We start from the raw sequence: 24,580 nt of genomic DNA on the forward strand, positions 1-24,580 counted from the left end.
CTAAACATCAAGCATATAGCCAAATTATTCCACAACTATTTTACTGACAATCAGTGTTTTGTTGAACAAAAAAGAGGGAATCCGTTTTTGGACACCCTCTGAGACCTCTTGAAAGTACTGTCATTTCGAGCGAAGCGAGAAATCTATATTAATTAGTCGGTCAGTAGTGTAACTTTTTCCCAAAATCAACCAATCAACCAACCTGCCCGCTCTACCTGCCGCCTGTCGGTAGGCAGGGTAGACAGGCCACTGGCGGGTCAACCAATCAACCAATCATTCATTCAACCAATAGTTTTACCTGTCTGCCTTTAGCAGCCTGCCTGCCAAGCAGGATCACCCAATCTTCCCCAATTATTTTCCAATCTATAGGTACTCAATGCCACTTTTTACAAAAAAAATCCTAAGTTTGCCTACTCAACATTTTAATAGAGAGGACGGGACCGGTGTCCCACCTGGTCTTCAAAACCAGTAGCAGACGGATAAAACCGGCTGTGGCAGGTTCGATTCCTGCCCTCTCTGCACATATATCTATATGAAACTACATCGTAAAATATGAGTTCAAATCAGGAGGCCTATCAAAGCCTTCCAGCAGTCGATAAACTTATGGCTAGCCCTGAGGTTAGTCAACACATTCCAATCTATGGGCATGAGTTGGTAACCCATGCCATTCGCTCAGCGCTTCAGTATTTCCGAACAAGTATTTCCAAGGGTCAACCTCCTCCATCACAAGCACAGCTTCTCGAAAAGATTATTTCCGTTGTTCAGCAGCTAACCGGTCGTAGCTTGAAAAGAGTAATTAACGCCACAGGTGTTGTTATTCATACCAACCTGGGACGTTCGCCGTTCGATTCGGAGCTGTTATCTAAATCATTTAGTATCCTTAAAGGCTATAACAACCTGGAGTTTAACCTCGATACTGCCCAACGCGGCAGCCGAAACGACCATGCCGCCGAACTTCTCAAATACCTAACGGGTGCAGAGGATGTGGTGATTGTAAACAATGCTGCCGCCGCCGTAATGCTTTGCCTCAGGGCTTTTGCTAAACACAAGGAGGTGATAGTTTCGCGGGGCGAGCTGGTCGAGATTGGTGGGTCGTTCCGTGTACCCGATATCATGGCCGCATCAGATTGCAAAATGGTAGAAGTGGGCACAACCAACAAGACCAAGATAACCGACTATAGCAATGCGATTGGAGATGAAACCGCCATGCTGTTCAAGGCTCACAAATCGAACTATATTATAAAGGGATTTACCCAAGAAGTTGATGTTGATGAGCTTGCCCAGCTGGGGAAGCAGTACAAGATTCCACTCCTATTCGATATGGGATCGGGATTGCTGCGGAGGGTTAATCATCCTGTTTTAAAGGATGAGCCAACAGTTCGAGAAGCATTAGGTAAAGGTGCCGATTTGGTTTGCTTTAGCGGCGATAAGCTGCTGGGTGGACCACAGGCCGGAATTATTGTGGGCAAAAAGGAACTGATTACAAAGCTAAAAAAAGAGCCAATGCTTCGTGCTTTGCGTGTATGCAAAACCACTCTTGCTCTGCTCGAAACTGCTTGTTCGTACCATTTAACCGATAAGGCACTATTAGCCAATAGTCCAATTTATAGGATGTTTAATCGCAAACCGGATGAGCTAAGGGGAGAGGCAACGAAGCTAAGTGGTAAGCTAAAGGAATTTGGAATCAAATCGCAGGTAGTTGAAACCAAGGCACAGTGTGGCGGGGGAACGCTCCCCGATGCCGAGATCGATAGTTTTGCTGTTGAGCTGATTTGCGATGCAAAAAATAACAAGGAGCGATCTGGATTTGCCGAGCGTATTCATCACAATTTGCTCCACTCACCAACACCAGTTTTGGCAATACTTAAGGCAGGGAACATACAGTTCGATATGCTTACCCTGTCCTACGAGGAACTGAATGAGGTAGCAAGGATTATTGCAGAGGCGCATAGTAATGATTAATACAAGTTATTCACTGCCAATTGCCAACTGCTTTTTGTCAACTTAGAAGAATGAGTTTAGAGTTTAAGGTTTAGAGTTCAATGTTCAATGTTCAATGTTCAATGTTCAATGTTTAATGTTTAATGTTTAGAGTTCAATGTTCAATGTTTAATGTTTAGGGTTTAATGTTTAGGGTTTAATTTTGTATTTCGACTTTCGACTTTCAAACTAAAAACCACAGAGAAAAACAGGCAATGAATAAACAGAAGTTATACCGACAATCAATCTAATTATTCAGAAAATTTTAGTTGTCCCTCAAAAGAGGTCTGTGTTTAAATTGTTGATGATAAGGAATATGAAACACCAAATAATGGGTACAGCCGGCCACGTGGACCATGGTAAAACATCGCTGGTTAAGGCCCTTACCAATATCGATTGCGATACGCATAAGGAAGAGAAGGCAAGAGGTATCACCATTAACCTCGGCTTTTCGTACCTCGATTTGCCCAATGGCGACTCAATAGGAATTGTGGATGTGCCAGGCCATAAGGATTTTATAAATACTATGGTGGGAGGTGCCTGCGGTATCGACTTTGTGCTGCTGGTAATTGCCGCCGATAGCGGCATAATGCCCCAAACCATTGAGCATATCAATATCATCTCGGCACTTGGCATTTCCCGAGGGGTAGTTGCTCTTACCAAAATCGATTTGGTAGATGATGAGCTAGCCGAAATGGCTAGGGACGAGATTGCTGATTATCTCGAAAAGACTACTCTTAAAGGGGCTCCCATAGTTGGTTTCTCAGCCGTTTCGGGTATGGGTAAGGAGGAGCTTATAGCAACTATCGAGCAGCTTTGTGCCGATGTGCCAACTAAGGAAACAGGCGAACTTTTTAGGATGTACATCGATAGAATTTTTACCGTGAAGGGATTTGGCAGCGTGGTTACAGGTTCGGTTCTTAGCGGATCAGTTGCTAAGGAGCAGGAGGTTTTCTTGCTTCCCGGCGACAATCCAAAGCTTAGGGTGCGTTCCATCGAGCGTCATGCAAAACCCGTAGAAACTGCAATTGTAGGCGATAGGGCTGCCATTAACCTTATTGGCCTAAAGGCCGAAGATTTTAGCAAGGGGATGATTATTAGCAGTAAGCAGCTCCCACAAACCACTATGGTTGATGCCACCATATCGCTTTTTGATAATGTTGATGCTCTGTCGTTATGGTCCAACGTGAACCTTATATCGGGCACATACGAATCGCAGGCACGTATTCATCTTATTACTACCGATACCCTGATGCCGGGCGAGGAGGCCATTGTTCAAATTCATTTGAACAAACCCGCCATACTGCTGCCTAAGGATAGGTTTATCATCCGAAACTCATCAGCCGATATTACTTTAGGAGGCGGTTACATTATCGACCCCTCACCATTGCATCACCGAAAGCGGACGCCTAAACTTATTGAGTACCTCGAAGGATTATCCAAAAGCCTTACGGGCAAGGGGAGCGTTAGCGAACTAGTTAGCATTGAGCTACGTAAGGAGCTTCGCCCATTTACCCCCGACGAGATAGCCGATAGGTTGCATATTGATATCGATGATTTAAAGGGTATTATGGCAATGAAACCCTCAGGATTTATAGTGTTAAAATCAGCCGATACAGATATCCTAATTCATACCGATCATCACAAAACATTCGAAAAGAAGGTGGTTGTAACGCTAAGCGATTTTCACGAGAAGAACCCAATTCTTCCAACGGGTATGGATGCAAATGAGTTGTTTGGTAAGCTAGGGCTTGTAAAGTGCAAGGTTGGTAAGGCGTTCGCGGAGCAACTATTGGAGAGTATGGTGCAGCAAGAACAACTCGATAAGCTTGGGAGTTCATATATCATAAGGGGATATCGACCCAAAATAAACCAACAAACGCAAAGCGAGATTGAATGGCTTGAGAATGAAATATTAAGTTACGACATGGAGAAACCTGTTCTTTCGGAAATTGAGGAGCGTGCAGTGGACAATAGAATTCAGAAGGGCCGATTAAAGCTTTACCTCTCATACTTGGCTGGCGAGGGGAAGATACAGTTTTATCAATCCGATTTTCTACATACAAGAGACATAAATAGGGTTAAGCCAACCCTTTTGAGTAAGCTGGTCAGTGCCCATAATGGTATAGATATTCCTGATTTTAAGGAACTAGTTGGTGGAACCAAGCGCTTTAGGGCATTACTTACTGATATCTTGGTGGCACAGAAATTAATCTCCCTTAAAAAGGAGGGCGATACAGAAACAAAAATTTTAGTAACGCCAAATGGACGAAAACAAGCAAATGAGGGTATATCTTGATAACTCTGCCACATCGTGGCCCAAACCGCCTCAGGTAGCCGAAGCCATCACCAGGTTCTTAACCGATTGTGGTGCAAGTCCTGGTCGGTCGGGCCATCAAATGGCCATTACTGCTGCCCGTGAGGTATTTGCAACGCGCGAGCTTATTGCTAAGCTATTCAACGTATCAAACTCCGATAGGGTGATATTTACCTCCAACGCAACGCATTCGCTAAATATTGCCATAAAAGGTGTTTTGCAAGAGGGCGATCATGTTATAACCACAACCTTTGAGCATAATTCAACCATCCGTCCTTTAAGGGACTTGGAGGCGAAGGGGGTAATCGAGATATCTGTAATTGGATGTAACTCTGCAGGCGAGCTCGATTTGGATGCCCTCAAAAAAAGCATTAGGCCAAATACAAGGTTGGTGGCATCCATTCAAGCGTCGAATGTAACTGGCGATATTTTGCCCATTGATCAAGTCGGCATGATCTGCAAGACCAACAACCTTTTATTCTTGGTCGATGCTTCGCAATCGGCAGGTATTATCCCCATAGATATGCAGGCTAGTAGTATCGATATGCTTGCATTTACTGGTCATAAAAAGCTTTATGGTCCCACGGGTATAGGTGGTCTTTGCATTGTAAACGATGATATTCATATCCAATCGCTTATTCAAGGTGGAACGGGCAGCAGCTCCGAGCATGAGTACCATCCCGATTTTTATCCCGATAGGCTTGAGGCGGGAACCCTTAATACCGTTGGTATAGTTGGCCTTAAGGCGGGTATCGAGTTTCTAATTTATGAAGGCATAAACAACATTCAATCTCACGTTCAATTTATTACCGATAGATTTTTGGATGGATTGAGAAAAATTTCAGGAGTTGAGGTGCATCGGGCCTTGAATGGTAACCTGCAGGTAGGCGTTGTATCGCTTAATTTGCAGGGGTATACTTCCAGTGATTTGGCCTTTGCCCTCGATAGCGAGTTTGGTATTATGGTTCGTCCGGGGCTACATTGCGCTCCTTTAGCCCATAAGGCTTTGGGAACATTTCCACAGGGCACCGCACGCTTTAGCTTTGGATGTTTTAACACAATTGCTGAGGTTGATTACACTCTGGAAGTCCTGAGGAAATTAAATGAGCGAAAAAAAAATACGAAGAGGAGCTGAGGAATGTTTAGCTAATATGCAATGGCTAGAATATCTATTTTAACTTTTAATATTACACTCTGTGCCTCCGCGCCCCCGCCTGCCAGCGGGCAGGTCTGTGTTTCAAAAATAAATTAAATTATGAGAACAGTAGATGCAAAGGGCGAACTTTGCCCAAAACCCTTAATCATGACCAAGAAAGCCCTTGGTGAGATGGGGGATAACGAAACCCTTGAGGTTTTAATCGATAACGAAACCTCCATGAAAAACGTAACGCGTTTCCTTACCGACAACGGATTTACTCCAAGCGTTCGAAGCGATGGTAATGTTTTTCACGTTCTAGTTAACAAAACAGGAGAGTTGCCCGAGAGTGCCCCCGTTGAGGAGTACTGCGAGATTGATCTTCCTCAGAAATCAAACTATGTAGTGGCCTTCCAGCGCGATAAGCTTGGCGATGGTGCCGAAGAGCTGGGTAAAATATTGATAAAAGCATTTATTAATACTTTGCCCGAAGCAACCAATCAACCCAAATCGTTGGTGTTTCTCAATGCCGGTATTTTTCTTGCACTTAAAAATTCGCCTGTAATCGAGAGCTTAGTCAAGCTTGAGAAAAGCGGTGTGAAAATTTTTGTTTGCGGAACCTGCCTCGATTACTATGGAGAAAAGCCCAACGTTGGCGTGGGTATCGTTTCCAATATGTACGATATCCTCGAGCAGCTAAGCAGTGCTGGCAGCGTAGTTTACCCCTAGCTGATTGAAAAGGAATGGTGAATTTGCAAATTTGATGAATGTTAGCAGATAAAAGGGCTTCCTGTAATAATGGTTGACTGAACGGCAATGATTTCCTATAAGCAGAATAATTCCTTAAAAAGCTGAGTGGATACCATCATATTTTTTTACATTTACTCATAAAATAAACTCTGTGCCTCTGTGTTTAAACGATGAACTATCTAATCCTCACCTTTCAATCTACGCATCACGTGCTCAAGGCAGAGCAAGTATTGCTATCAAAGGGCATTAAGCTCGATATTATCCCAACGCCCAAGGATATTACCTCAGAGTGCGGTATGTCCATTCGTATTAATCCCCATGTAACTAGTAGTCAAGTGCTCAGATCTATCCTTTCCGAGGCCAGTTTTGAGTTTGATATCTACGAAAAACCCATGTAATGAAGATTTTTGATTTACTAAGTACCGTAGAGTACGGCGGATGCTCTGCCAAGCTGCCGGCCAAAGAGCTGAGCGAGGCTCTTGCAAATCTGCCTAAAACCCCACACCCAAATCTGCTAGTCGATATCGAAACCCATGATGATGCGGGCGTATACAAGATTAGCGATGAGTTGGCTCTGATCCAAACCACCGATTTTTTTCCACCCGTTTGTTCCAACCCCTACGAATTTGGCCAAATTGCTGCATCCAATGCCCTAAGCGATGTATTTGCCATGGGGGGCGAGGTGCTAACTGCGTTAAATATTGTGGCGTTTCCTGCAGGTGTTCCTTTGGATGTACTTAGGGAGATACTCAGGGGCGGAACCGATAAGCTTATTGAGGCTGGGGGCGTAGTCATGGGTGGTCACACCATCGTTGATGAAGTTCCAAAGTATGGACTTGCCGTAACAGGGAAGGTTCATCCAAAGCGTATTATAACCAACTCAGCAGCTGAGCCAGGTGATGTTTTGGTTCTCACTAAACCCATTGGTGCTGGCGCTATTATGGCGGGTCGAAGAATTGGAGAGGTTTCGGACTCCGATTATCAGGCTGTGCTTGAGAGTATGAAACAGCTGAATATGGAGGGGGCTAGAATAATGCAGGAATACAACGTAAAATGTGCCACCGATATCACTGGTTTTGGGCTGCTTGGGCATGCGCTTAAGCTGGCTTTGGGTAGCAATGTCACAGTGCAAATCGATAGTGCTAAGGTTCCGCTGTTTAACGGTGCGTATGGCTTAATTGATATGGGCTGTATTCCGGGCGCATGCTTCCGTAACCTCGATTATATTGATAACGACAGCGAATTTAGCTCTACCCTTGACTATAACCTTAAAATGTTGCTGCTCGATGCGCAAACTTCAGGAGGACTGCTTATTTGCGTTAAGCCCAATTTGGTTAACCAGGTTTTAAATGATTTCCAACAGAATGGATATATCCATACAGCCGTTGTTGGCAATGTGCTTATGAAATCAAATGGGAAAGTGAGGGTTGTTTAAATTGACTATGGAAATTTAATTTCATAAGTTTGTATATAATGAATCCCCAAAATATTAACGACATGAAAAATTTTATTAGCACATTATCGTCAGTACTTTTTGTTTTTGCTAGCTCCTTCTTATTTGCACAGGGCAACCCAGAGCCTGTTGCCAAAGAGATTATTAAAGCATACCAAAAGCAGGATTTAAATTTACTCAAGGTGCATGCCACAGCTATGGTGCTAAATGGACTTGTTGATGGTTATTTCCAAACCAACGATGCCAAACCACTGGTTGACATGGCAGCCGATTGGGATGGCAAAATTACTGAAATCCGATACAAAAGAATTAGTATCATGGGAACATCGCCACTATTAGCCTTTGCTCATTTTGGCGATTTACCCAATGGCAAAGTAAAGGTCGCAACATTAACTAGTCTTAACGAATCGCCTTGGAAAGCATTTACATTAGGTGTTGCAGATATGGATAAGGAGGAATTTTTGTCCTTATCAACGGTTATTCCCACCGAGCAAGAATCAAAACCAAAGCCTAAACCGGCAGCCAAAGGCCCCGATACTCCCTTTAAAGGATTTTCGGTAGAGATGGCCAGCGGTGAGACCTTCAGCAATCCAAGTTTGAATAAGCTCAAGGCATCCCTAAAATCCCTCGATGACGACAACTTTTTTCTAATCCTTAACAGCAGCAAAGGCTTTCTGCAAACCACCATATCTGAGCAGGGGTTTATTGTCCAGCACAATCATGGCGATGGAATGTTTGAGGCCAATTCCTACTTTACATTCGAAATGTTGGTAGATATTTTTGAAAAGTATCTCAATAATGAGGATTGGAAAGGGGTGGATAGCTGGGTTTCCATGTAATTCTCGTACCGCTCACACTTTAATTTTAGGTTGCTATTTTTAGCAACCTTTTTTTGTTTTCATTCTGGGCTAATAGGTTCAGTGCTCCTACAATTTAATTTTACTGTGTGTTTAATAACATAAGTCCTTGCTCAACACAAAATAGTAATTCTATAAACATCTATTTCACCACAATATAAAAGTATGGTAAATGTTGTAAGAGCAAGAAAGAGAGGATGATAAAACTATTTCCGTCTGTTTGATTCAAATAGGGTTAATGGTTAAAAATGCCACTTTGTTGAATCATTCTAAATTGGCCTCCTAATATGTAACACGGGTGCAAAACATGACAAATGTCATACATGCCTATTCCTATCATTTTTACATTTAGTCAGTGTGAGACACTTAACAGATACCTAAAGTGTGTTAATGAAATAACACTGTTATATAAATAACAGTAGAAAAATTCTAGAATCAGCTCAAATCGAAGATGGGGGGTGTGTTTTAAAGCATAATGTGAGCAGTTGATAAGCGTATTTCTCAAGAGAAAGGTATCTGTTACTAAAGGTTGGCTTTAAGTGTTACATTATATTCAAAACAAAACGCTAGAAATCTCTAAAAATTAACTGAAATGAGTATGGAGAAAACAGTTAAAATTGTAATCGATGGTCAAGTCCTCATGACAGAGCCAGGCAAGACGGTTTTGGAGGTTGCAAAGGAAAGCAACATCTACATCCCGTCGCTATGCTACCATCCCCGTACGGGGAAGGCTGGTGCATGCCGTGCCTGTTTAGTTGAGGTAGAAGGCCTAAGAGGACTTAAGGAGAGCTGCGGCCTCCAGGTAAAAGATGGTATGGTGGTTAAGACCAACACCGAGCAAATCATGCAGCTTCGAAAAATGATTGTTGAGCTACACCTTTCCAATGGAGAGCACAACTGTATTGCCTGCGAGCGTAATGGCCATTGCGAACTGCAAGATATGGCGTACAGCGTAGGTATTGAACGCCCTGGCTTTCTGGTTAGTTACGAAAGGATTAAGCTCGATGAGTCATCGGCAGGTATCATTCGCGATCCTAATAAGTGTATCGAGTGCGGCCGCTGCATAAGGGCGTGTAATCACAACGTGATGCATGAGGTGCTCGACTTCGGCTGGCGTTCGGGGCATACCCGCGTTATTTGCGACGATGATAAGCCAATGGGCGAATCATCATGCGTTCAGTGCGGCGAGTGCGTTCAGGTTTGCCCTGTGGGAGCACTCACCTTCAAGAATGCCAAGGGTGTAGGCCAGTTCTGGGATCTTGAGAAGAAGAAAACGATTTGTACGTACTGCGGTGTTGGATGCTCTGTTGATATGTACGTGAAGGATAATAAGTGGGTTTACTCCATGGGAACCGAGGAGAACTGGGAGAAGCAAACCAATAAGGGGATGCTCTGCGTTAAGGGGCGCTTCGGGTTCGACTTCCTCCATCGTGATGATAGGTTAAAATCACCCCTTATTAAGAAGAACGGAAAGTTTGAGGAGGCCTCATGGGATGAGGCGCTAAACCTAGTTGCAAGCAAATTAGGCGAAACAAAGGCCAAGTATGGCTCAGGTTCAATTGGTTTTTTCACATCGGCAAGGGTCTCCAACGAGGAAAACTACGCCATGATGCGTTTAGCACGAGGGGTGATCGGCACCAACAATGTCGACCACTGTGCCCGGCTTTGACATAGCGCAACGGTTGCGGGACTGGCAGCCACGTTAGGTTCAGGTGCTATGACAAATAGCATGCAGGAAACCGATCAATCTGATGTAATATTCATTATTGGTACAAACACTACTTGGAATCATCCCGTTTTTGGCGGAATGATTAAAAAATCTGTTAAAGAGAAAGGCGTTAAGCTAATAGTTGTCGATCCGCGTGAAATTGATTTAGCTCGTATCGCCGATATTCACATTAAGCAAAACCCCGGCTCCGATACGGCAGTGCTCATGGGGATACAGCATATCATTGTTAAAGAAAAATGGTATAACCAAAAGTTTATTGATGAGCGTACCGAGGGGTGGGACGATTATGTTAAAAGCCTAGAGTTCTTTACACCCGAAAAGGTGGAGGAGCTTAGCGGAATTCCTAAAGAAAAGATTTACGATGTCGCCAAGCTATACGCTACCTCAGGCAAGGGTGCCGTATTTTATGCAATGGGCATTACCCAGCACACCCATGGCGTAGATAACGTGAAAGCCGTAGCCAATCTACAGATGATTCTTGGCAACTACGGACAGCCCGGTACGGGTGTTAACCCACTTCGTGGTCAGAATAACGTTCAGGGCGCTTGTGATATGGGTGCATTGCCCAATGTTTTCACGGGTTACCAACCAGTAACCGTTGAGGACAATCGTAGGAAGTTTGCCGAGGCCTGGGGCGTTAAGTTAGAGGATATGGACGACAAGGTTGGCCAAACGGTTACCACTATGGTAAACAACGCTGGCGACTCCATTCGTGCTATATATATTATGGGTGAGAACCCAATGGTTTCGGATCCAAACCTGCATCATGCCAAGGAGCAGCTTGAAAAGCTCGACTTCCTTGTGGTTCAGGATATTTTTATGACCGAAACTGCCGAACTGGCCGATGTTGTGCTTCCAGCATTTGCCTTTGCTGAGAAAACAGGAACATTCGTTAATACCGAGCGTAGGGTACAGGTGTCGCATAAGGCGCTTGAGGGACCAACGGGAGCAAAGCAAGACTACGAGATAATTGCTGAGATTGCCAAGCTGATGGGAGATGTTAACTTCCCCGATACGCCTGAGTCCCTTTTCGAGGAGTTGCGCCAGCTTACGCCCTCGTACAAGGGTATGACTTACGAAAGGATTGAGAAGGAGTGTGGGCTTCGTTGGCCTTGCCCAACCGAAGACCATCCCGGAACACCCATTTTGCATGGTGCTCAATTCTCGAGGGGTAAGGGATTGCTTGTGCCTATCGAGTACAAAGCACCTGCCGAGTATGCCGATGCTGAGTATCCGCTAACCCTAACTACCGGACGACTGCTTCAGCATTACCATACTGGTTCTATGACCCGTAGATCCAAGGTGCTCGACACCATTAGGCCATCGGGTATGGTTGAGATAAACGTTAGCGATGCCCAGAAGCTTAATATTGCCGATGGCGAAAAGGTTAAGGTTTCAACTCGTCGCGGTGAAATTGAAATTGATGCAATGGTTACTACTCGCATTAAGGAGGGCATAGTGTTTATTCCATTCCACTTTGCCGAAACCGCTGCAAATATTTTAACTAACGATGCCCTCGACCCAGTGGCCAAAATCCCTGAGTACAAGGTATGCGCTGTGAAAGTTGAAAAAATAGCATAAAATGCTAACCTAAATTCTTGTTTTCATGAACGAAGAAGTAAAGAATAAGATAATTGAAATCATGGGTCGATATCCTAAAAAGGAGTCGGCCCTGATGCCAGCTCTTACCCTGGTTCAGAAATCAAAAGCCAATAATCTTTCGAAAGAGGATGTGGCCGAGGTGGCTAATCTAATTGGTGTATCCTTGTCGAGAGCCTACGGTGTGGCCACATACTACTCCATGTTCAATGTGGATAAAGGGGTTGGTAAGTACCATTTGCAGGTCGATACCAATATCCCAGCTACCCTCATGGGTGCTTTGGAGATTTTTAATTACCTGAGTGAGAAGCTGGGGATTAAGCATGGCGAAACGACATCCGATGGGCTTTTTACCCTTTCCAAGGTAGAGTGCTTGGCTTCATGCGGAACTTGCCCAGTGGTACAAGTAAACGATAGGTATTACGAGCTAATGACCAAGGAGAAGGTAGATATGCTTATCGATTCGCTCCGAAAGGGAATTATGCCCGATTTACCTGTTGAGTACAACTGGAAATCGCAGTGCAATGTTTTGCTTAAGAACCGAGGAGTTGAGAATGCCACTGAAATTGAAGTGTATAAAGAAACCGGTGGATACAAAACTCTGGCCAAGGCACTAACCATGAAACCTCAGGATATTGTTACCGAGGTGCGCGAGTCGCAGCTTAGGGGTAGAGGTGGTGCCGGTTTTCCAACTGGGGTTAAGTGGGGTTTTGTTCCTAAAGATACAGGTAAACCAGTGTACCTTGTATGTAACGCCGATGAGGGCGAACCCGGAACCTTTAAGGATCGACAGATTCTTGCATACGATCCTCATCTGCTAATTGAGGGTATGGCCATATCGGCTTATGCGCTTGGTGCAAAGCTTGCCTTTATTTATATCCGTGGAGAGTTTGGCTGGATTGCCGAGATACTTGAGAAGGCCATTGCCCAAGCTAAGAAGGATGGCAAACTCGGGCAACTCGATAATATCATAGTCCATCAAGGGGCTGGCTCGTATGTTTGTGGTGAGGAAACAGCACTAATCGAGTCCATTGAGGGCAAGCGTGGATTACCACGAATGAAGCCCCCGTTCCCCGCAGTGGAAGGACTTTACGGCTGTCCAACCATTGTAAATAACGTGGAGACGTTAGCCAGCGTGCCATACATTGTTGAGAACGGTGCCGAGGCATTTAAAAAGTGGGGGTCCGAAGCTGGTTACGGCTTTAAACTCTTTGGTGTATCGGGTGCTGTGAATAAGCCTGGCGTATACGAGTGCCCCATGGGTGTATCGTACGATGAGCTAATTGAAATGGCCGGTGGGTACAAGGGTAATATCACAGGTGTAATTATTGGTGGTCTTTCTGTACCAATCCTTACCGCCGAGGAGCTTAAAAAAGGCCCTGGCCTTAAGATGGATTACGAATCGACCCTCGACTACGGGACCAACCTTGGCTCAGGTGGTGTGATGGTAATCAGCGATGAATTCAACATCCCTGAAATTGCTGCACGTACCATTCAGTTTTACAATCACGAGTCATGCGGGCAGTGTACACCATGCCGTATGGGCTCAGGTATGATTGTGAATCTGCTTACCAGGGTGGCCGAAGGCAAGGGTGAACCCGGCGACTTGGATAAAGTACTTTGGTACTGCGATAATATTAAGGGCAATACCCTTTGCCCAACGGGTGAAGCTTACGCCACACCAATAAAAAGTATGATTACAAAATTCCGCAAGGATTTTGAACAGCTAATCACTATTTAAACAACCTAAAATCAAACTAAACATGGAAGCAAAAAAAACAAATCGGTGGTACATTGCCATCATGGGAACTATTCTTCAAGTTGTTCTGGGTACCGTTTACGCATGGAGTTTTTTCCAAAAGCCTATTATCAGCACATTCGGTTGGTCCAACGTGCAAACGATGTGGATATTTAGCTTGGCCATCCTTTTCCTTGGCTTGGCTGCCGCTTGGGGTGGAATGAATTTGGCCAAATACGGCCCCCGCAAACTGGCTACCACTGGTGCAGTGCTCCACGGATTAGGATATCTTATTAGTGCTTTTGCTATGTCTATCGAAAGCCTACCGTTATTTTATATAGGTTTTGGTGTTGTTGGTGGTATTGGCTTAGGTTTAGGATATGTAACTCCTGTTGCAACCGCTGCCAAATGGTTCCCCGATAAAAAGGGGTTTGTTACCGGTATGGTGGTTATGGGCTTTGGTCTGGGCGCTCTTTTCATGTCAAAAGTTGTTGCTCCTGCCCTTATGAATATGACAGCAGGTAACCTTGTATGGGTATTTGCCTATGCAGGTATTATACTTCTATTGGTTGGTGCAGTAGCTGGTTATAGCATGGTTAACCCCCCTGCAGGTTTTGTTCCCGAGGGATACACTCCACCAGTTAAGAGTGCTGCTAGCCAAGGGCATGAAGATAACCTAACGGTTAAGGAATCTTTGCTTTCATCAAAGTTCCTAGGTATGTGGTTAATCCTTTTCCTTAACGTATCGGCAGGTATTATGTTTATTGGACTTCAGTCGCCAATGCTACAGGATCTGCTCAGGATTCAGGATATGAGCATGAGCACCGAGGCTTTAGCTGCTGCTGGTGCAACTCTAATTGCCATTAGCTCGCTTTTTAATGGTGTTGGTCGTTTCTTCTGGGGTGGTTTATCCGATAGAATTGGTAGGATTCAAGCTTTCCGTCTAATTCTAGGAACTCAGGTACTCGTTTTCATTGCTTTGATTTATATAGGAAACCCATGGTTATTCGGCATTATGGTTTGCTATGTTCTGCTTTGCTACGGTGGTGGTTTCGGTACTATGCCATCGTACGTGTTGGATGTTTACCATGCCAAGTTAATGCCTGTAGTTTATGGTGTAATCCTTACGGCTTGGTCTATTGCAGGTATTGTTGGTCCTCAGGTTGCAGCTTTTATTCGTGATACTTATGCTGACAGGGCTGAGCTAATAGGGCCAAGAACCTATATGGCTGGTGCAATAATGCTAGGTATTGGCCTTATCGTTGCCTTTACACTTAGCAACAAATCAATAACCGATGGAAAAGAGTAGTATAGTGTTTGTGTAGTATTTTAAAATATGTGCAAATACCTTCGCTACTGGAGGTATTTGCCTTTTTTGTCCTTTTTTTAATGTACGGAGCTATCTTTAGTAATATTTTTTGAAATAGATGATTCGAAAACCAAATTTCATAATTGTAGGCTCAACCGGTCGAAATACGGGCAAAACTGAATTTGCCTGCCGGCTTATTAATCAATACGCTTCTCAGCATACCATCATTGGTGTTAAGGTTGTTGCCATTAACCGCAGCGAGGGCGACTCATGCCCTAGAGGGGGGAAGGGTTGCGGGGTATGCAGCTCCCTAAAAGGCGATTATGAAATTACCGTGGAGAACGATTTGAATCCAACTAAGGATACCGCTCGAATGCTGCTTGCAGGGGCAAGCAAGGTATACTTCCTTAAGGTTGATAAGAATTGTCTTGAGAAGGGCTTTGCTGCGTTGCTCAAAATAATCCCTGAAGGAGCGATGGTGATTTGTGAATCAAACTCAATTCGAAAGGTTTTTGAGCCTGGTCTCTTTTTGGTAATTAAGAATGCTGAGGATAGAACTGTTAAGGAAAGTTGCGCCGAGGTTATTCAGTATGCCAACAAGGTGATAGTGTTTAACAATATGAGTTGGGATTTCAACCCCGATAGGGTTTTGATTAAGGATAACGAGTGGATTATCCGCGAAAAGGCTACTGCTATAATTCTGGCTGGAGGGAAAAGCTCTCGAATGGGTGAGGATAAGTACTTACTGCCAGTCAATGGGCTACCTCTTATTCAGTACATCATCAATCAGCTACAGGGGCATTTCGATGAGATAATAATTGGGGCAAACGATCCTCAGCGATTTGCCTTTACAGGCTTGCGGGTAGTTCCCGATGTAGAACCCGATAAAGGGCCACTAATGGGTATTTATTCGTGCCTTAGGGCTTCATCAACCGAGGTTAATTTTATCACAGCGTGCGATATCCCTGAAATGAATACAAGGCTTATTCATAATATGATGAACCTATCGGTAAACTACGATATTGTGATGCCCGTTACTGGCAATGGTAAGCATGAGCCACTGTACGCTGTGTATCGCAAATCGGTAGCTGAACATGCCGAGGCAATTTTAAGAAACAATGGCCGTAGAATTATACAACTCCTGGAGATGTCAAAGGTTAAGTTTATCGATTTTCAGGATCAAGCCTGGTATCAAAATCTTAATGTTAAGGATGATTATCTGCAGTACATAAGAAAAACTGGACAGAAAACTTGCAACAGGCAATAGCGTAATTTTATGCATATCTTTTCAAATCATTCAGTAAAAATTTAAATCAAAGCGTTATGAGCTACATGAAATACATTCTACTATTTGCAGCCCTAATGATTGGGACATTGGCAATTAGTGCTCAGGAAAAGGAAGAGGAGAAAAAACTCGACCTTAAGTTTTATGGTTTTATCAAGGGTGATATGGTGTACGCTACCGATGGGGTAAACTCGTTTGGCGCAAATACACTAGCTGCACCCCAGGTGGCCAATGGTGACGAACAGAGTGCCATTGGTTTTACTGCACAGCACACAAGAATTGGTTTAAAGGGAACCGTTGGCGAGGAGATAAAAGCTGGCGGCTTGGTTGAGATTGATTTCTTTTCCAATGCCTTCGATGCCAACGGCAAGCCTCGTATCAGGTTGGCCTACGCGTCTATCGCCAAGGGCGGGTTCGAGGCTCGTATGGGGCAGCAGTGGGATCTGTTCTCGCCAAACAACGCCAACACTAACCATACCAACGGTAACATGTGGTTCGCGGGTAATCGTGGTTTCCGCAGGGCGCAGCTGCAGCTTAGCTATAAGCTCGATATCGACAATGTTTTTCCAATGGTTCAGGTTTTGTTGGGCGAAACAACTCGCGAGGATGTTGGCCTGGGTAAGGATAACCTGTCGGGTGTACCCATGCTTCAAGCAAGATTATCGGGTAAACTAATGGATAAGTATACCGTGGGCGTATCGTTTGTAAATGGTCAGTATCAGGAGAAGGGATCAGCCGGGCCATGGGACTGGGACGATAAGATTACAACAACTGGTTTTGGATTCGATTTCAACTTGCCAATCCATCAGTATTTTAGCCTTGTGGGTGAGGTGAATAGCGGTACTAACCTTAATAATGCTAATCTTTTCAATATAGCGGGTAACTATGGATACAATATTAATCCTATTGCAGGTAACTCAGTAGATGACAAGAAGAGTTTTGGATTATGGCTTAACGCTTCATCAAAGGTAACAGACTGGCTTCTGTTTACCATAGGCTACGGAATGGATAAGAACAATAGTGAGAATTTTAACGTGGGAAACTATGAGGCAAATAGCATGGTGTATACCAACTTTACGTTACCCATTAAGCATGGGTTTGCCCTAATGCTTGAATATCAAATTCTAAATACCACACAGGTAACAGGTGTTGATGCACAAGGCCAAATTACCGATACACAGGACAATAAGGCCAATGTTTTTGGTGTGGCTGCTCGAATAAGCTTTTAGAACTTTAAGAAAAAACTATAAAAAAACCCAGACTCATTGAGACTGGGTTTTTTTATGCATTTAAGGACTAGTTAAATCGCCTTAGTTTTATCGGCAAGCCACTGCTTCATATCTGGTGACAAGGCTGGCGACAGCTTTTCGTATACAGTTTTATGGTACTCATTAAGCCAGTCACGCTCCTCGTTGCTTAGCATCTCTATGCAAATGGGTTTGGTATCGATGGGGCAAAGGGTAAGCGTTTCGAAGCCTAGGAAGCTGCCAAAGTCGTTATCCACAGTTTTGTTACAAACAATTAGGTTCTCAATACGAATTCCATACTTACCTGCTCGGTATATACCGGGTTCGTTAGATTGTATCATTCCGGCCTCAATGGTAACAGGGTTCTCGTTTGGCCTAATGGACTGTGGCCCTTCATGCACATTGAGGAAAGCACCAATTCCATGGCCTGTCCCATGCCCATAGTTAATTCCCTTGTTCCACATGGCCATACGGGCCAAAATATCGAGCTGCGAACCCCTTGTGCCTGTTGGGAATTGAATCATCGATAGCTGTATCAATCCCTTTAGCACTAGTGTGAAATCAACTTTTTCTTCGTCTTTGGGCGTGCTTAGGTGAATAGTTCTAGTAATATCGGTAGTTCCCTGAAGGTACTGTCCTCCCGAATCGACCAGCAGAAATCCCTCGGGCTTAACTTCCGATGCGCTCTCGGGGGTTGCGCTGTAGTGAACTATAGCACCGTGCTCTCCGTAACCTGCAATGGTTCCAAAACTCTCGCTAACAAAACCCTCTTGCTTTTTACGGAGTTCCACCAGCTTATCGGCAATGGTAAGCTCGGTAATGGTTTCCTTCCCAACCCTATTTTCAATCCAGTGGAGGAATTCGCACATGGCTACCCCATCCATCACCAAGCTTCTGCGGATATTTTCCAACTCAACGGAATTTTTTACAGCCTTTAGCCTGGTTGGTATGCTTAGCACCGATTTGGTGTTAACACCTTTAGGGATAAGCGAGGTTAGGAAATGGTTAACCCTATTCTCATCAAGGGCAATGGTTGTTCCTTTGGGAATATCCTTAATGAAGTTGGCAATATCGTCGTACCCAAGTACCTCAACACCCTGTTCCTCGAGCCTAGTGGTGAGCGAATCATCAATTTTATCACCATCTATAAAGAGAACGGCCTCCTCATCGGAGATGTATCCATACGATAGGACAACAGGATTGTAGTCCACATCGTTGCCTCTGATGTTAAATGTCCAGGCAACCTCATCAAGGGCTGCAATTATGCATACATCACAATCCTCTTTTCGAAGAGATTTGCGAATGGTCTCAATCTTTTCGGCAACCGTTTGTCCAGCATAGCGTAGTTCGTGTTCAAAGGCCATTCCGCTAGGGGAGAATGGCCTTTTGCTCCAGAGCTCATCAATAAAATTGATGGTTGGGTCAACCCTTAGTCCCTTTTTCTCCAAATCTGCAATAAAAGTTTTTGCGGCCGAGTGCGATAGTAGCTGCCCATCGAACCCAACGGTTTCGCCCTTGCTCAGGTTTCCGGTGAGCCATTCAATCATCGAGGGTGTGTCGGGGAGACCCATCTTGCACAGCTCTATTTCGCTGCCCTCTAGCTCCTGAGCACCTTGTAAAAAGTAGCGGGAATCGGTCCAGAGGGCCGATTCCGATTTGCTAACCACCACGGTTCCTGCCGATCCGGTAAAGCCCGATAGCCAGGCCCTTAGCTTCCAGCAATCGGGTATATATTCGCTCAAGTGCGGATCGCTACTGGGAATAACGTAGGCCGATACCCCTTTTGAGGTCATTAGGGTTCTTAGCTGCTGAATCTTATCGTTTGTTTTCATCTATGTATGATTTTATAGTTTACTAATCTGTACTCAGCAAAAGTAAGCATTTTAAATAAATGCCTTTATGATTTTAGCTAGTTCCATAGTACTAGTAGAACCATGACTGAATCTTATGCTCAATCAATGCTATATAGTAAACATATTTGTTGAAAGGTATATCGCTGAAATTGGAATCGTTAAAGAGGATGCGAAATAACCCCAACTAGTATCTTCTATAATTAATATCAAAATGGCGGCATACCTAGTTTTTTTGGAATAAAGGTATAAATTTGTAAATTGCAAGTTCGATATATCCTGAATATCAAAAAAAACTCTGGGCTATGAATACTCTTAAGATTTCCAAGAATAGGGTTCGTGATTTTTTAGCGGAGAAGCTTGCCAAAAGCATCATACAGTCGGAATTAGATGACCTTGTGTCCGTTCTCCGCTACAATGCCCTTGGCGGTTATGAGCGCCTCGACGATTTTGATCTTTTCGAGAATTTAGTGGCTGCCCTTCCAGAGCTCGAGCTGGTGTTTTTAGCCGAAACCGATGAACATTACCTGCACATTGCTGTTAAACCAGATTACAAAAACGAAGAGGATGCCATTCTGGTTGACATACGAAAAGTTATTCAAGTTATTGTTTAGCAACTCACAAAGCCTCAAAACTCCATTTTATGTCTAGAATTTTTAAAATGTTGGCCTCGCCTTTGCTGATGGCCGTCCTTATTATTGCCTTTGCTGTAGCTAGCGCCATTGCTACTTTCATTGAGAACGATTTTGGCACTCTTGCTGCTCGTGCTCTAATTTACAATTCATGGTGGTTCGAGTTCATCATGATTTTGCTTGCAGTAAACTTTATTGCATCAATATTTACTCGTAAGCTCTATCGGAAGGATAAATTTGCGGTGATGCTTTTTCATATTGGTTTCGTAATAATTCTTTTTGGAGCAGCAGTTACACGTTATGTCGGTGAGGAGGGGATGATGCATATCCGCGAGGGGCAAACTGCCACTTGGTTCACTTCGTCCGATAAGTACCTAACAATACAGGTGAATGGTGATGATAAGCTCACAAAGCAAATAAATTTTACACCCGTTTCACGGAATAGCTTTAGCAAAACCTTTCATGCTAACGATAAGAAAATTAGCTTAAAGCTAACCGATTATATTCCCAACGCAGAGGAGAGCGTGGTGGAGCACCCCAATGGCTATCCAATTGTAGCATTGGTTGTTGTAGATAGCCTTGGGACTCAGCAAGCGATGCTAAGACCCGGAAAGGTAATTCCTGTTGGCGTGTATGGCCTGGGTTTTAGCGGTTCGCATAAGGACTTGGATGTGGAGTTTATGCTTTCCGATACAGGTATTGTAGGTGTTTCTCGCTTTCCAATAACCATACGTTCCATGTCAAAGGATGGTGAGGTGGTTCTTCAACCTAATACCAAGTTTAAACTTGAACCCCAAACCTTTTATGGTGCTAATTCGGTTCAGTTTGCGTATCGAGGGCACTGGAATTCGGCGCGCATAAGGATGGTTTACAACCCAAACCCTCAGGTTCAAGGACGTGATGTGCTCGTTTTTAGCGCAAGTTCTAATGGCTCATCAACTGATATATTTGTTCCTATTGCAGGTGTTGAGGATAACGCAATACTTGAATATGTAGATGGCGTAGAGTTTAGTATAAAGTATGGCGCAAGAAAGGTTGCTGTTCCGTTTGCCATAAGGCTCGATGATTTTGTGCTTGATCGCTATCCCGGATCCGATAGCCCTTCGTCGTTTACATCAAATGTACAGGTGTTCGATACCGAAGGAAATCTAATTAAACCGTTTAGCATTTATATGAATAATATCCTGAATTTTAAGGGCTACCGTTTTTACCAAAGTTCCTACGACCCCGATGAGAGGGGAACTTACCTCTCGGTCAATAAAGATTTCTGGGGCACCGCCATTACGTATTTTGGCTATTTTATTCTAATTGTTGGTATTATTTGGGCACTTCTGGCTCGGGGTAGCCGATTCCGTAAACTTATAAGCAAACCATCTACAGCAATGTTACTAATGCTGATGTTGATGATATCTGGAGCAGGCTTTGCCCAGGATGTTCCCGTACCCGATGCGAAGCACTCGCGAGAGTTTGGTAAATTGCTAATTCAAGATCAAGGTGGACGAATGAAGCCTCTAGGCACATTGGCTGGCGAGGTGCTCCGCAAGTTAAACCGCTCTAACAGTTTCAATGGGCAAACACCGGAGCAGGTGTACCTTGGTATGTCAGCGTTCCCCGATCATTGGCAGCATATCCCCATAATCACCATAAAGAATACTGACCTTAAAGCTATACTTGGGGTTAGGGGCGAATTGGCAGCCTTTGTCGACTTTTTCGATCATCAAGGTGGCTCAAGGTATAAGCTAAGCGGTTTGGTGCAGGATGCCTTTGCGCTAAAACCATCACAACGATCGGCTCTGCAAAAGGAGATTATTAAGGCCGACGAGAAAGTTAATGTGCTGTATATGGTTTTCTCGGGGCATATGGCGCGTATTTTCCCTATACCTAACCATCCCGACAACAGGTGGCTTTCCATGAACGAAGCCGCTGAATACGAGGAGGCACACATCATACATCCAGTGGTTGATGTGTATGGTAAGTACATGCTAAGCATAAGGGAAGCATCGAGGAATGGGCAATGGCAAGCAGCCAATGGATTCCTGTCTCAGGTAAAGCAGCATCAAGCTGAGTATGGGGCACACATAGTCCCCTCACAGGGCAAGGTTACGGCAGAGGTTTTTGCCAACAGGCTCTTACCCTTCGAACGGCTTATCCCCATATATGGTTTAACAGGCTTGGTGCTACTCATACTTGTGTTTATCGAGATGTTTTACCGATCTAACTTTGGGAATAAGGCGTATTTCGTACTAGCCGCTATCCTTCTCTTGGGTTTCTTGCTCCATACATTTGCCATAGGTCTTAGGTGGTACATCGCTGGCCGTGCTCCGCTTAGCAATGGTTTCGAATCGATGGTTTACGTGGCCTGGGCTGCAATGCTTGCAGGATTTATATTTGCCAAGCGCAGCAGGGTAGTGCTTCCGGCAACGGCACTGCTCAGTACATTAACCCTTTTTGTAGCGCACCTGTCATGGATGGATCCTGAAATTACCAATCTAGTACCTGTTTTAAAATCGTACTGGTTAACCATTCACGTTGCTGTTATTACAGCAAGCTATGGTTTCTTTGGGCTGGGTGCCATTTTAGGGCTATTTAACTTGAGCCTTTACGCATTCAAATCGAAACGAAATAGAGAAAAGGTTGATGCCCAGATTGCCAATATTACGGTGATTAACGAGCTTAACCTAACGCTTGGCTTGTACCTTCTGACCATTGGTTCGTTTCTCGGTGCGGTGTGGGCTAACGAGTCGTGGGGTAGGTATTGGGGGTGGGATCCAAAGGAAACCTGGGCCTTAATCACCATGCTGGTATATGCCTTTGTGCTGCATATGAGGTTAATTCCTTCATTTAAGTCGGCCTATGCTTTTAACTTTGGATCTATTATAGGCCTAGCATCGGTGCTTATGACTTACTTTGGAGTAAATTACTACCTGTCGGGCTTGCATAGCTATGCAGGTGGCGATCCCGTGCCAGTTCCCACTTGGATATTTTTTGTTATTGCAGCAATTTTCTCGCTTAGCTTCTTTGCGTGGTACAACAATAGAATTGTAGAGATTGAGAGCACTAAGAGTTAAGTTAAACCTATAAATAAAGATGTGATGAAGAATTTTGATTTTTATAATCCCGTAACTATTCTTTTTGGAGAAGGACGAATAGGTGAAATTAAAAATAAGGTGCCAAATGGCTCAATTGTTATGCTTACCTATGGTGGCGGAAGCATCAAGCGAAATGGAGTGTATAGCCAGGTTATGGCAGCGCTTGATGGTTTTAAAGTGATTGAGTTTGGAGGTATTGAGCCTAATCCAAGGTACGAAACCCTAATGAAAGCGGTTGAGGTTGCTCGTAGCGAAAGGGTTGATTTCATTATTGCAGTTGGAGGTGGTTCGGTTATCGATGGAACAAAGTTTATATCTGCTGCCATACCTTTCAAGGGTAACGATCCGTGGGATATACTAGCAATGGCAGGTAAGGTAGAGATTAACCATGCAGTGCCTTTTGGAACAGTTCTAACCCTACCCGCAACCGGTTCGGAAATGAATATGTTTGCTGTAATTAGTCGCAATTCTACTACCGAGAAGTTATCATTTGGCCATCCTTTGGTGTTCCCCAAATTCTCTGTGCTAGATCCTACAGTAACCTACTCGTTGCCTGTTAACCAAATTGCCAATGGAGTGGTAGATGCCTTTGTTCACGTTATCGAGCAGTACCTTACATACCCTGTTAATGCGAATATTCAGGATCGATGGGCTGAGGGATTAATGCAAACCCTTATCGAAGTTGGTCCTCAGGCTCTAGCAAATCCTATGAACTATGATGTGAGGGCGAATGTAATGTGGAGCTGTACCATGGCGGTAAATGGATTATTATCTACGGGTGTTCCAACCGATTGGGCAACCCATACCATAGGCCATGAGCTAACAGTCTTCTTTGGCCTAGATCACGCGGTAACGCTGTCTATAGTTCTACCCTCGTTGATGCGTGAAATGAAAGGTGAGAAAAGGCTTAAAGTTCTTCAGTTCGCACAAAGAGTTTGGAATATCGAAGTGGGTACCGAGGATAGGAAGGTAGATGAGGCCATTGAAAAAACGGAGTCTTTCTTCCAGGCAATGGGAATAAAGACGAGGTTAAGTGCCTATGGAATCACCGAGGAGCAGTTAAAGCCAATATTCGACAGGTTCGAGGAGCGGGGCTGGAAGTTGGGCGAAATGAAAACTATTACCCCAGATCGAGTTAAATCGATACTGCTTGCAGCTTTATAGTTTTTTTTCTGTCCTCATTTTCAGCATAAAGAATCCAATCGCAAAAAATATTATTTTAAATTGTGATTAAAAGTTTGCGATGTTCAATTGATTTTATACTTTTGTCGTGCTTTTAACGAAAAGCACGGCAAAAGTACAGAGGTATTGATATAGAAGCAATCCACCGTAAAAGGATATCATATATTTTTAAAGTAAAAGGTGGGATGGGTGAGTGCCTGCCTGTCGGCAGACAGGGCTGAAACCATCCGCCGGTTGGCGGATAAACAGCCGTTCACAGTAACAGTTCTTTATAATATTTGGTGGGGTGGGTGAGTGGCTGCCTGTCAGCAGACAGGGCTGAAACCATCCGCCGGTTGGCGGATAAACTGCCGTTCACAGTAACAGTTCTTTACAATATTTGGTAAGGTGGGTGAGTGCCTGCCTGTCAGCAGACAGGGCTGAAACCA

16 protein-coding genes and 1 tRNA gene are annotated in these 24,580 nt (G+C 44.1%); 16 read left to right on the top strand and 1 reads right to left on the bottom strand.

The features are described 5' to 3' along the window. Positions 1–428: 428 nt before the first annotated feature. The 13 genes from G8O23_RS15395 to G8O23_RS15455 all read left to right on the top strand — a co-directional run bounded on the left by G8O23_RS15395 (position 429) and on the right by G8O23_RS15455 (position 17,381). A tRNA-Sec gene (locus G8O23_RS15395) sits at positions 429–518 on the top strand. A gap of 34 nt (positions 519–552) precedes the next feature. Further along, positions 553–1,962, top strand: coding sequence for an L-seryl-tRNA(Sec) selenium transferase (gene selA / locus G8O23_RS15400; RefSeq protein ID WP_166366468.1), 1,410 nt, complete (start codon positions 553–555; stop codon positions 1,960–1,962). Between the two features lie 334 nt (positions 1,963–2,296). Next, the gene (selB, locus tag G8O23_RS15405; protein ID WP_166366470.1) at positions 2,297–4,279 is read left to right on the top strand and encodes a selenocysteine-specific translation elongation factor; all 1,983 of its coding nucleotides are present in this window, start codon (positions 2,297–2,299) and stop codon (positions 4,277–4,279) included. Next, positions 4,245–5,432, top strand: a complete 1,188-nt coding sequence (locus G8O23_RS15410) for an aminotransferase class V-fold PLP-dependent enzyme (RefSeq protein ID WP_219932560.1) — start codon at positions 4,245–4,247, stop codon at positions 5,430–5,432. Before selB ends, G8O23_RS15410 begins: the two co-directional genes overlap by 35 nt. A gap of 120 nt (positions 5,433–5,552) precedes the next feature. Then, on the top strand, positions 5,553–6,161 hold the full coding sequence (gene yedF / locus G8O23_RS15415) for a sulfurtransferase-like selenium metabolism protein YedF (RefSeq protein ID WP_166366472.1): 609 nt from the start codon (positions 5,553–5,555) through the stop codon (positions 6,159–6,161). 191 nt (positions 6,162–6,352) lie between these two features. After that, on the top strand, positions 6,353–6,580 hold the full coding sequence (locus G8O23_RS15420; protein ID WP_166366474.1) for a DUF3343 domain-containing protein: 228 nt from the start codon (positions 6,353–6,355) through the stop codon (positions 6,578–6,580). Beyond that, positions 6,580–7,617 carry a selenide, water dikinase SelD gene (gene selD / locus G8O23_RS15425; RefSeq protein WP_166366476.1) on the top strand — a complete coding sequence of 346 codons (1,038 nt, stop codon included), beginning with the start codon at positions 6,580–6,582 and terminating at the stop codon, positions 7,615–7,617. Before G8O23_RS15420 ends, selD begins: the two co-directional genes overlap by 1 nt. A 62-nt stretch (positions 7,618–7,679) precedes the next feature. Continuing rightward, complete coding sequence (locus G8O23_RS15430; protein ID WP_166366478.1) at positions 7,680–8,474, top strand: hypothetical protein; 795 nt, start codon at positions 7,680–7,682, stop codon at positions 8,472–8,474. Between the two features lie 616 nt (positions 8,475–9,090). Further along, positions 9,091–11,802 (top strand): formate dehydrogenase subunit alpha, encoded by a 2,712-nt coding sequence (gene fdhF / locus G8O23_RS17460; protein ID WP_166366480.1) that lies wholly within the window; start codon positions 9,091–9,093, stop codon positions 11,800–11,802. Between the two features lie 25 nt (positions 11,803–11,827). Then, the gene (gene nuoF, locus G8O23_RS15440; RefSeq protein ID WP_166366482.1) at positions 11,828–13,561 is read left to right on the top strand and encodes an NADH-quinone oxidoreductase subunit NuoF; all 1,734 of its coding nucleotides are present in this window, start codon (positions 11,828–11,830) and stop codon (positions 13,559–13,561) included. A 22-nt stretch (positions 13,562–13,583) separates the two neighbouring features. Continuing rightward, complete coding sequence (locus tag G8O23_RS15445) at positions 13,584–14,867, top strand: L-lactate MFS transporter (protein WP_166366484.1); 1,284 nt, start codon at positions 13,584–13,586, stop codon at positions 14,865–14,867. Between the two features lie 118 nt (positions 14,868–14,985). Continuing rightward, the gene (gene mobA, locus G8O23_RS15450; RefSeq protein ID WP_166366486.1) at positions 14,986–16,134 is read left to right on the top strand and encodes a molybdenum cofactor guanylyltransferase; all 1,149 of its coding nucleotides are present in this window, start codon (positions 14,986–14,988) and stop codon (positions 16,132–16,134) included. A 56-nt stretch (positions 16,135–16,190) separates the two neighbouring features. Beyond that, positions 16,191–17,381 (top strand): hypothetical protein, encoded by a 1,191-nt coding sequence (locus tag G8O23_RS15455; RefSeq protein WP_166366488.1) that lies wholly within the window; start codon positions 16,191–16,193, stop codon positions 17,379–17,381. A 71-nt stretch (positions 17,382–17,452) separates the two neighbouring features. Here the strand turns inward: G8O23_RS15455 and G8O23_RS15460 are convergent, their stop codons facing one another. Then, positions 17,453–19,231, bottom strand: coding sequence for an aminopeptidase P family protein (locus tag G8O23_RS15460; RefSeq protein ID WP_166366490.1), 1,779 nt, complete (start codon positions 19,229–19,231; stop codon positions 17,453–17,455). A 323-nt stretch (positions 19,232–19,554) separates the two neighbouring features. Here G8O23_RS15460 and G8O23_RS15465 point away from each other — a divergent pair, with 323 nt between their 5' ends. Genes G8O23_RS15465 through G8O23_RS15475 form a run of 3 tightly spaced genes read left to right on the top strand, consistent with a single transcriptional unit; the run spans position 19,555 to position 24,134 of the window. After that, entirely contained in the window at positions 19,555–19,863 is a 309-nt protein-coding gene (locus G8O23_RS15465) for a hypothetical protein (protein ID WP_166366492.1), read from the top strand. 29 nt (positions 19,864–19,892) lie between these two features. Further along, the gene (gene ccsA, locus G8O23_RS17765; RefSeq protein ID WP_166366494.1) at positions 19,893–22,949 is read left to right on the top strand and encodes a cytochrome c biogenesis protein CcsA; all 3,057 of its coding nucleotides are present in this window, start codon (positions 19,893–19,895) and stop codon (positions 22,947–22,949) included. Positions 22,950–22,973: 24 nt separating this feature from the next. Continuing rightward, positions 22,974–24,134, top strand: a complete 1,161-nt coding sequence (locus tag G8O23_RS15475; RefSeq protein ID WP_166366496.1) for an iron-containing alcohol dehydrogenase — start codon at positions 22,974–22,976, stop codon at positions 24,132–24,134. Positions 24,135–24,580 lie beyond the last annotated feature (446 nt).

It is taken from the genome of Perlabentimonas gracilis (genome assembly GCF_011174675.1).
Taxonomy (GTDB): Bacteria; Bacteroidota; Bacteroidia; order Bacteroidales; family Tenuifilaceae; genus Perlabentimonas; species Perlabentimonas gracilis.

Coding starts and splice junctions, on each gene's coding strand:
- selA (WP_166366468.1), top strand. CDS start 553: ATGAGTTCAAATCAGGAGGCCTATCAAAGCCTTCCAGCAGTCGATAAA.
- selB (WP_166366470.1), top strand. CDS start 2,297: ATGAAACACCAAATAATGGGTACAGCCGGCCACGTGGACCATGGTAAA.
- G8O23_RS15410 (WP_219932560.1), top strand. CDS start 4,245: ATGGACGAAAACAAGCAAATGAGGGTATATCTTGATAACTCTGCCACA.
- yedF (WP_166366472.1), top strand. CDS start 5,553: ATGAGAACAGTAGATGCAAAGGGCGAACTTTGCCCAAAACCCTTAATC.
- G8O23_RS15420 (WP_166366474.1), top strand. CDS start 6,353: ATGAACTATCTAATCCTCACCTTTCAATCTACGCATCACGTGCTCAAG.
- selD (WP_166366476.1), top strand. CDS start 6,580: ATGAAGATTTTTGATTTACTAAGTACCGTAGAGTACGGCGGATGCTCT.
- G8O23_RS15430 (WP_166366478.1), top strand. CDS start 7,680: ATGAAAAATTTTATTAGCACATTATCGTCAGTACTTTTTGTTTTTGCT.
- nuoF (WP_166366482.1), top strand. CDS start 11,828: ATGAACGAAGAAGTAAAGAATAAGATAATTGAAATCATGGGTCGATAT.
- G8O23_RS15445 (WP_166366484.1), top strand. CDS start 13,584: ATGGAAGCAAAAAAAACAAATCGGTGGTACATTGCCATCATGGGAACT.
- mobA (WP_166366486.1), top strand. CDS start 14,986: ATGATTCGAAAACCAAATTTCATAATTGTAGGCTCAACCGGTCGAAAT.
- G8O23_RS15455 (WP_166366488.1), top strand. CDS start 16,191: ATGAGCTACATGAAATACATTCTACTATTTGCAGCCCTAATGATTGGG.
- G8O23_RS15460 (WP_166366490.1), bottom strand. CDS start 19,231: ATGAAAACAAACGATAAGATTCAGCAGCTAAGAACCCTAATGACCTCA.
- G8O23_RS15465 (WP_166366492.1), top strand. CDS start 19,555: ATGAATACTCTTAAGATTTCCAAGAATAGGGTTCGTGATTTTTTAGCG.
- ccsA (WP_166366494.1), top strand. CDS start 19,893: ATGTCTAGAATTTTTAAAATGTTGGCCTCGCCTTTGCTGATGGCCGTC.
- G8O23_RS15475 (WP_166366496.1), top strand. CDS start 22,974: ATGAAGAATTTTGATTTTTATAATCCCGTAACTATTCTTTTTGGAGAA.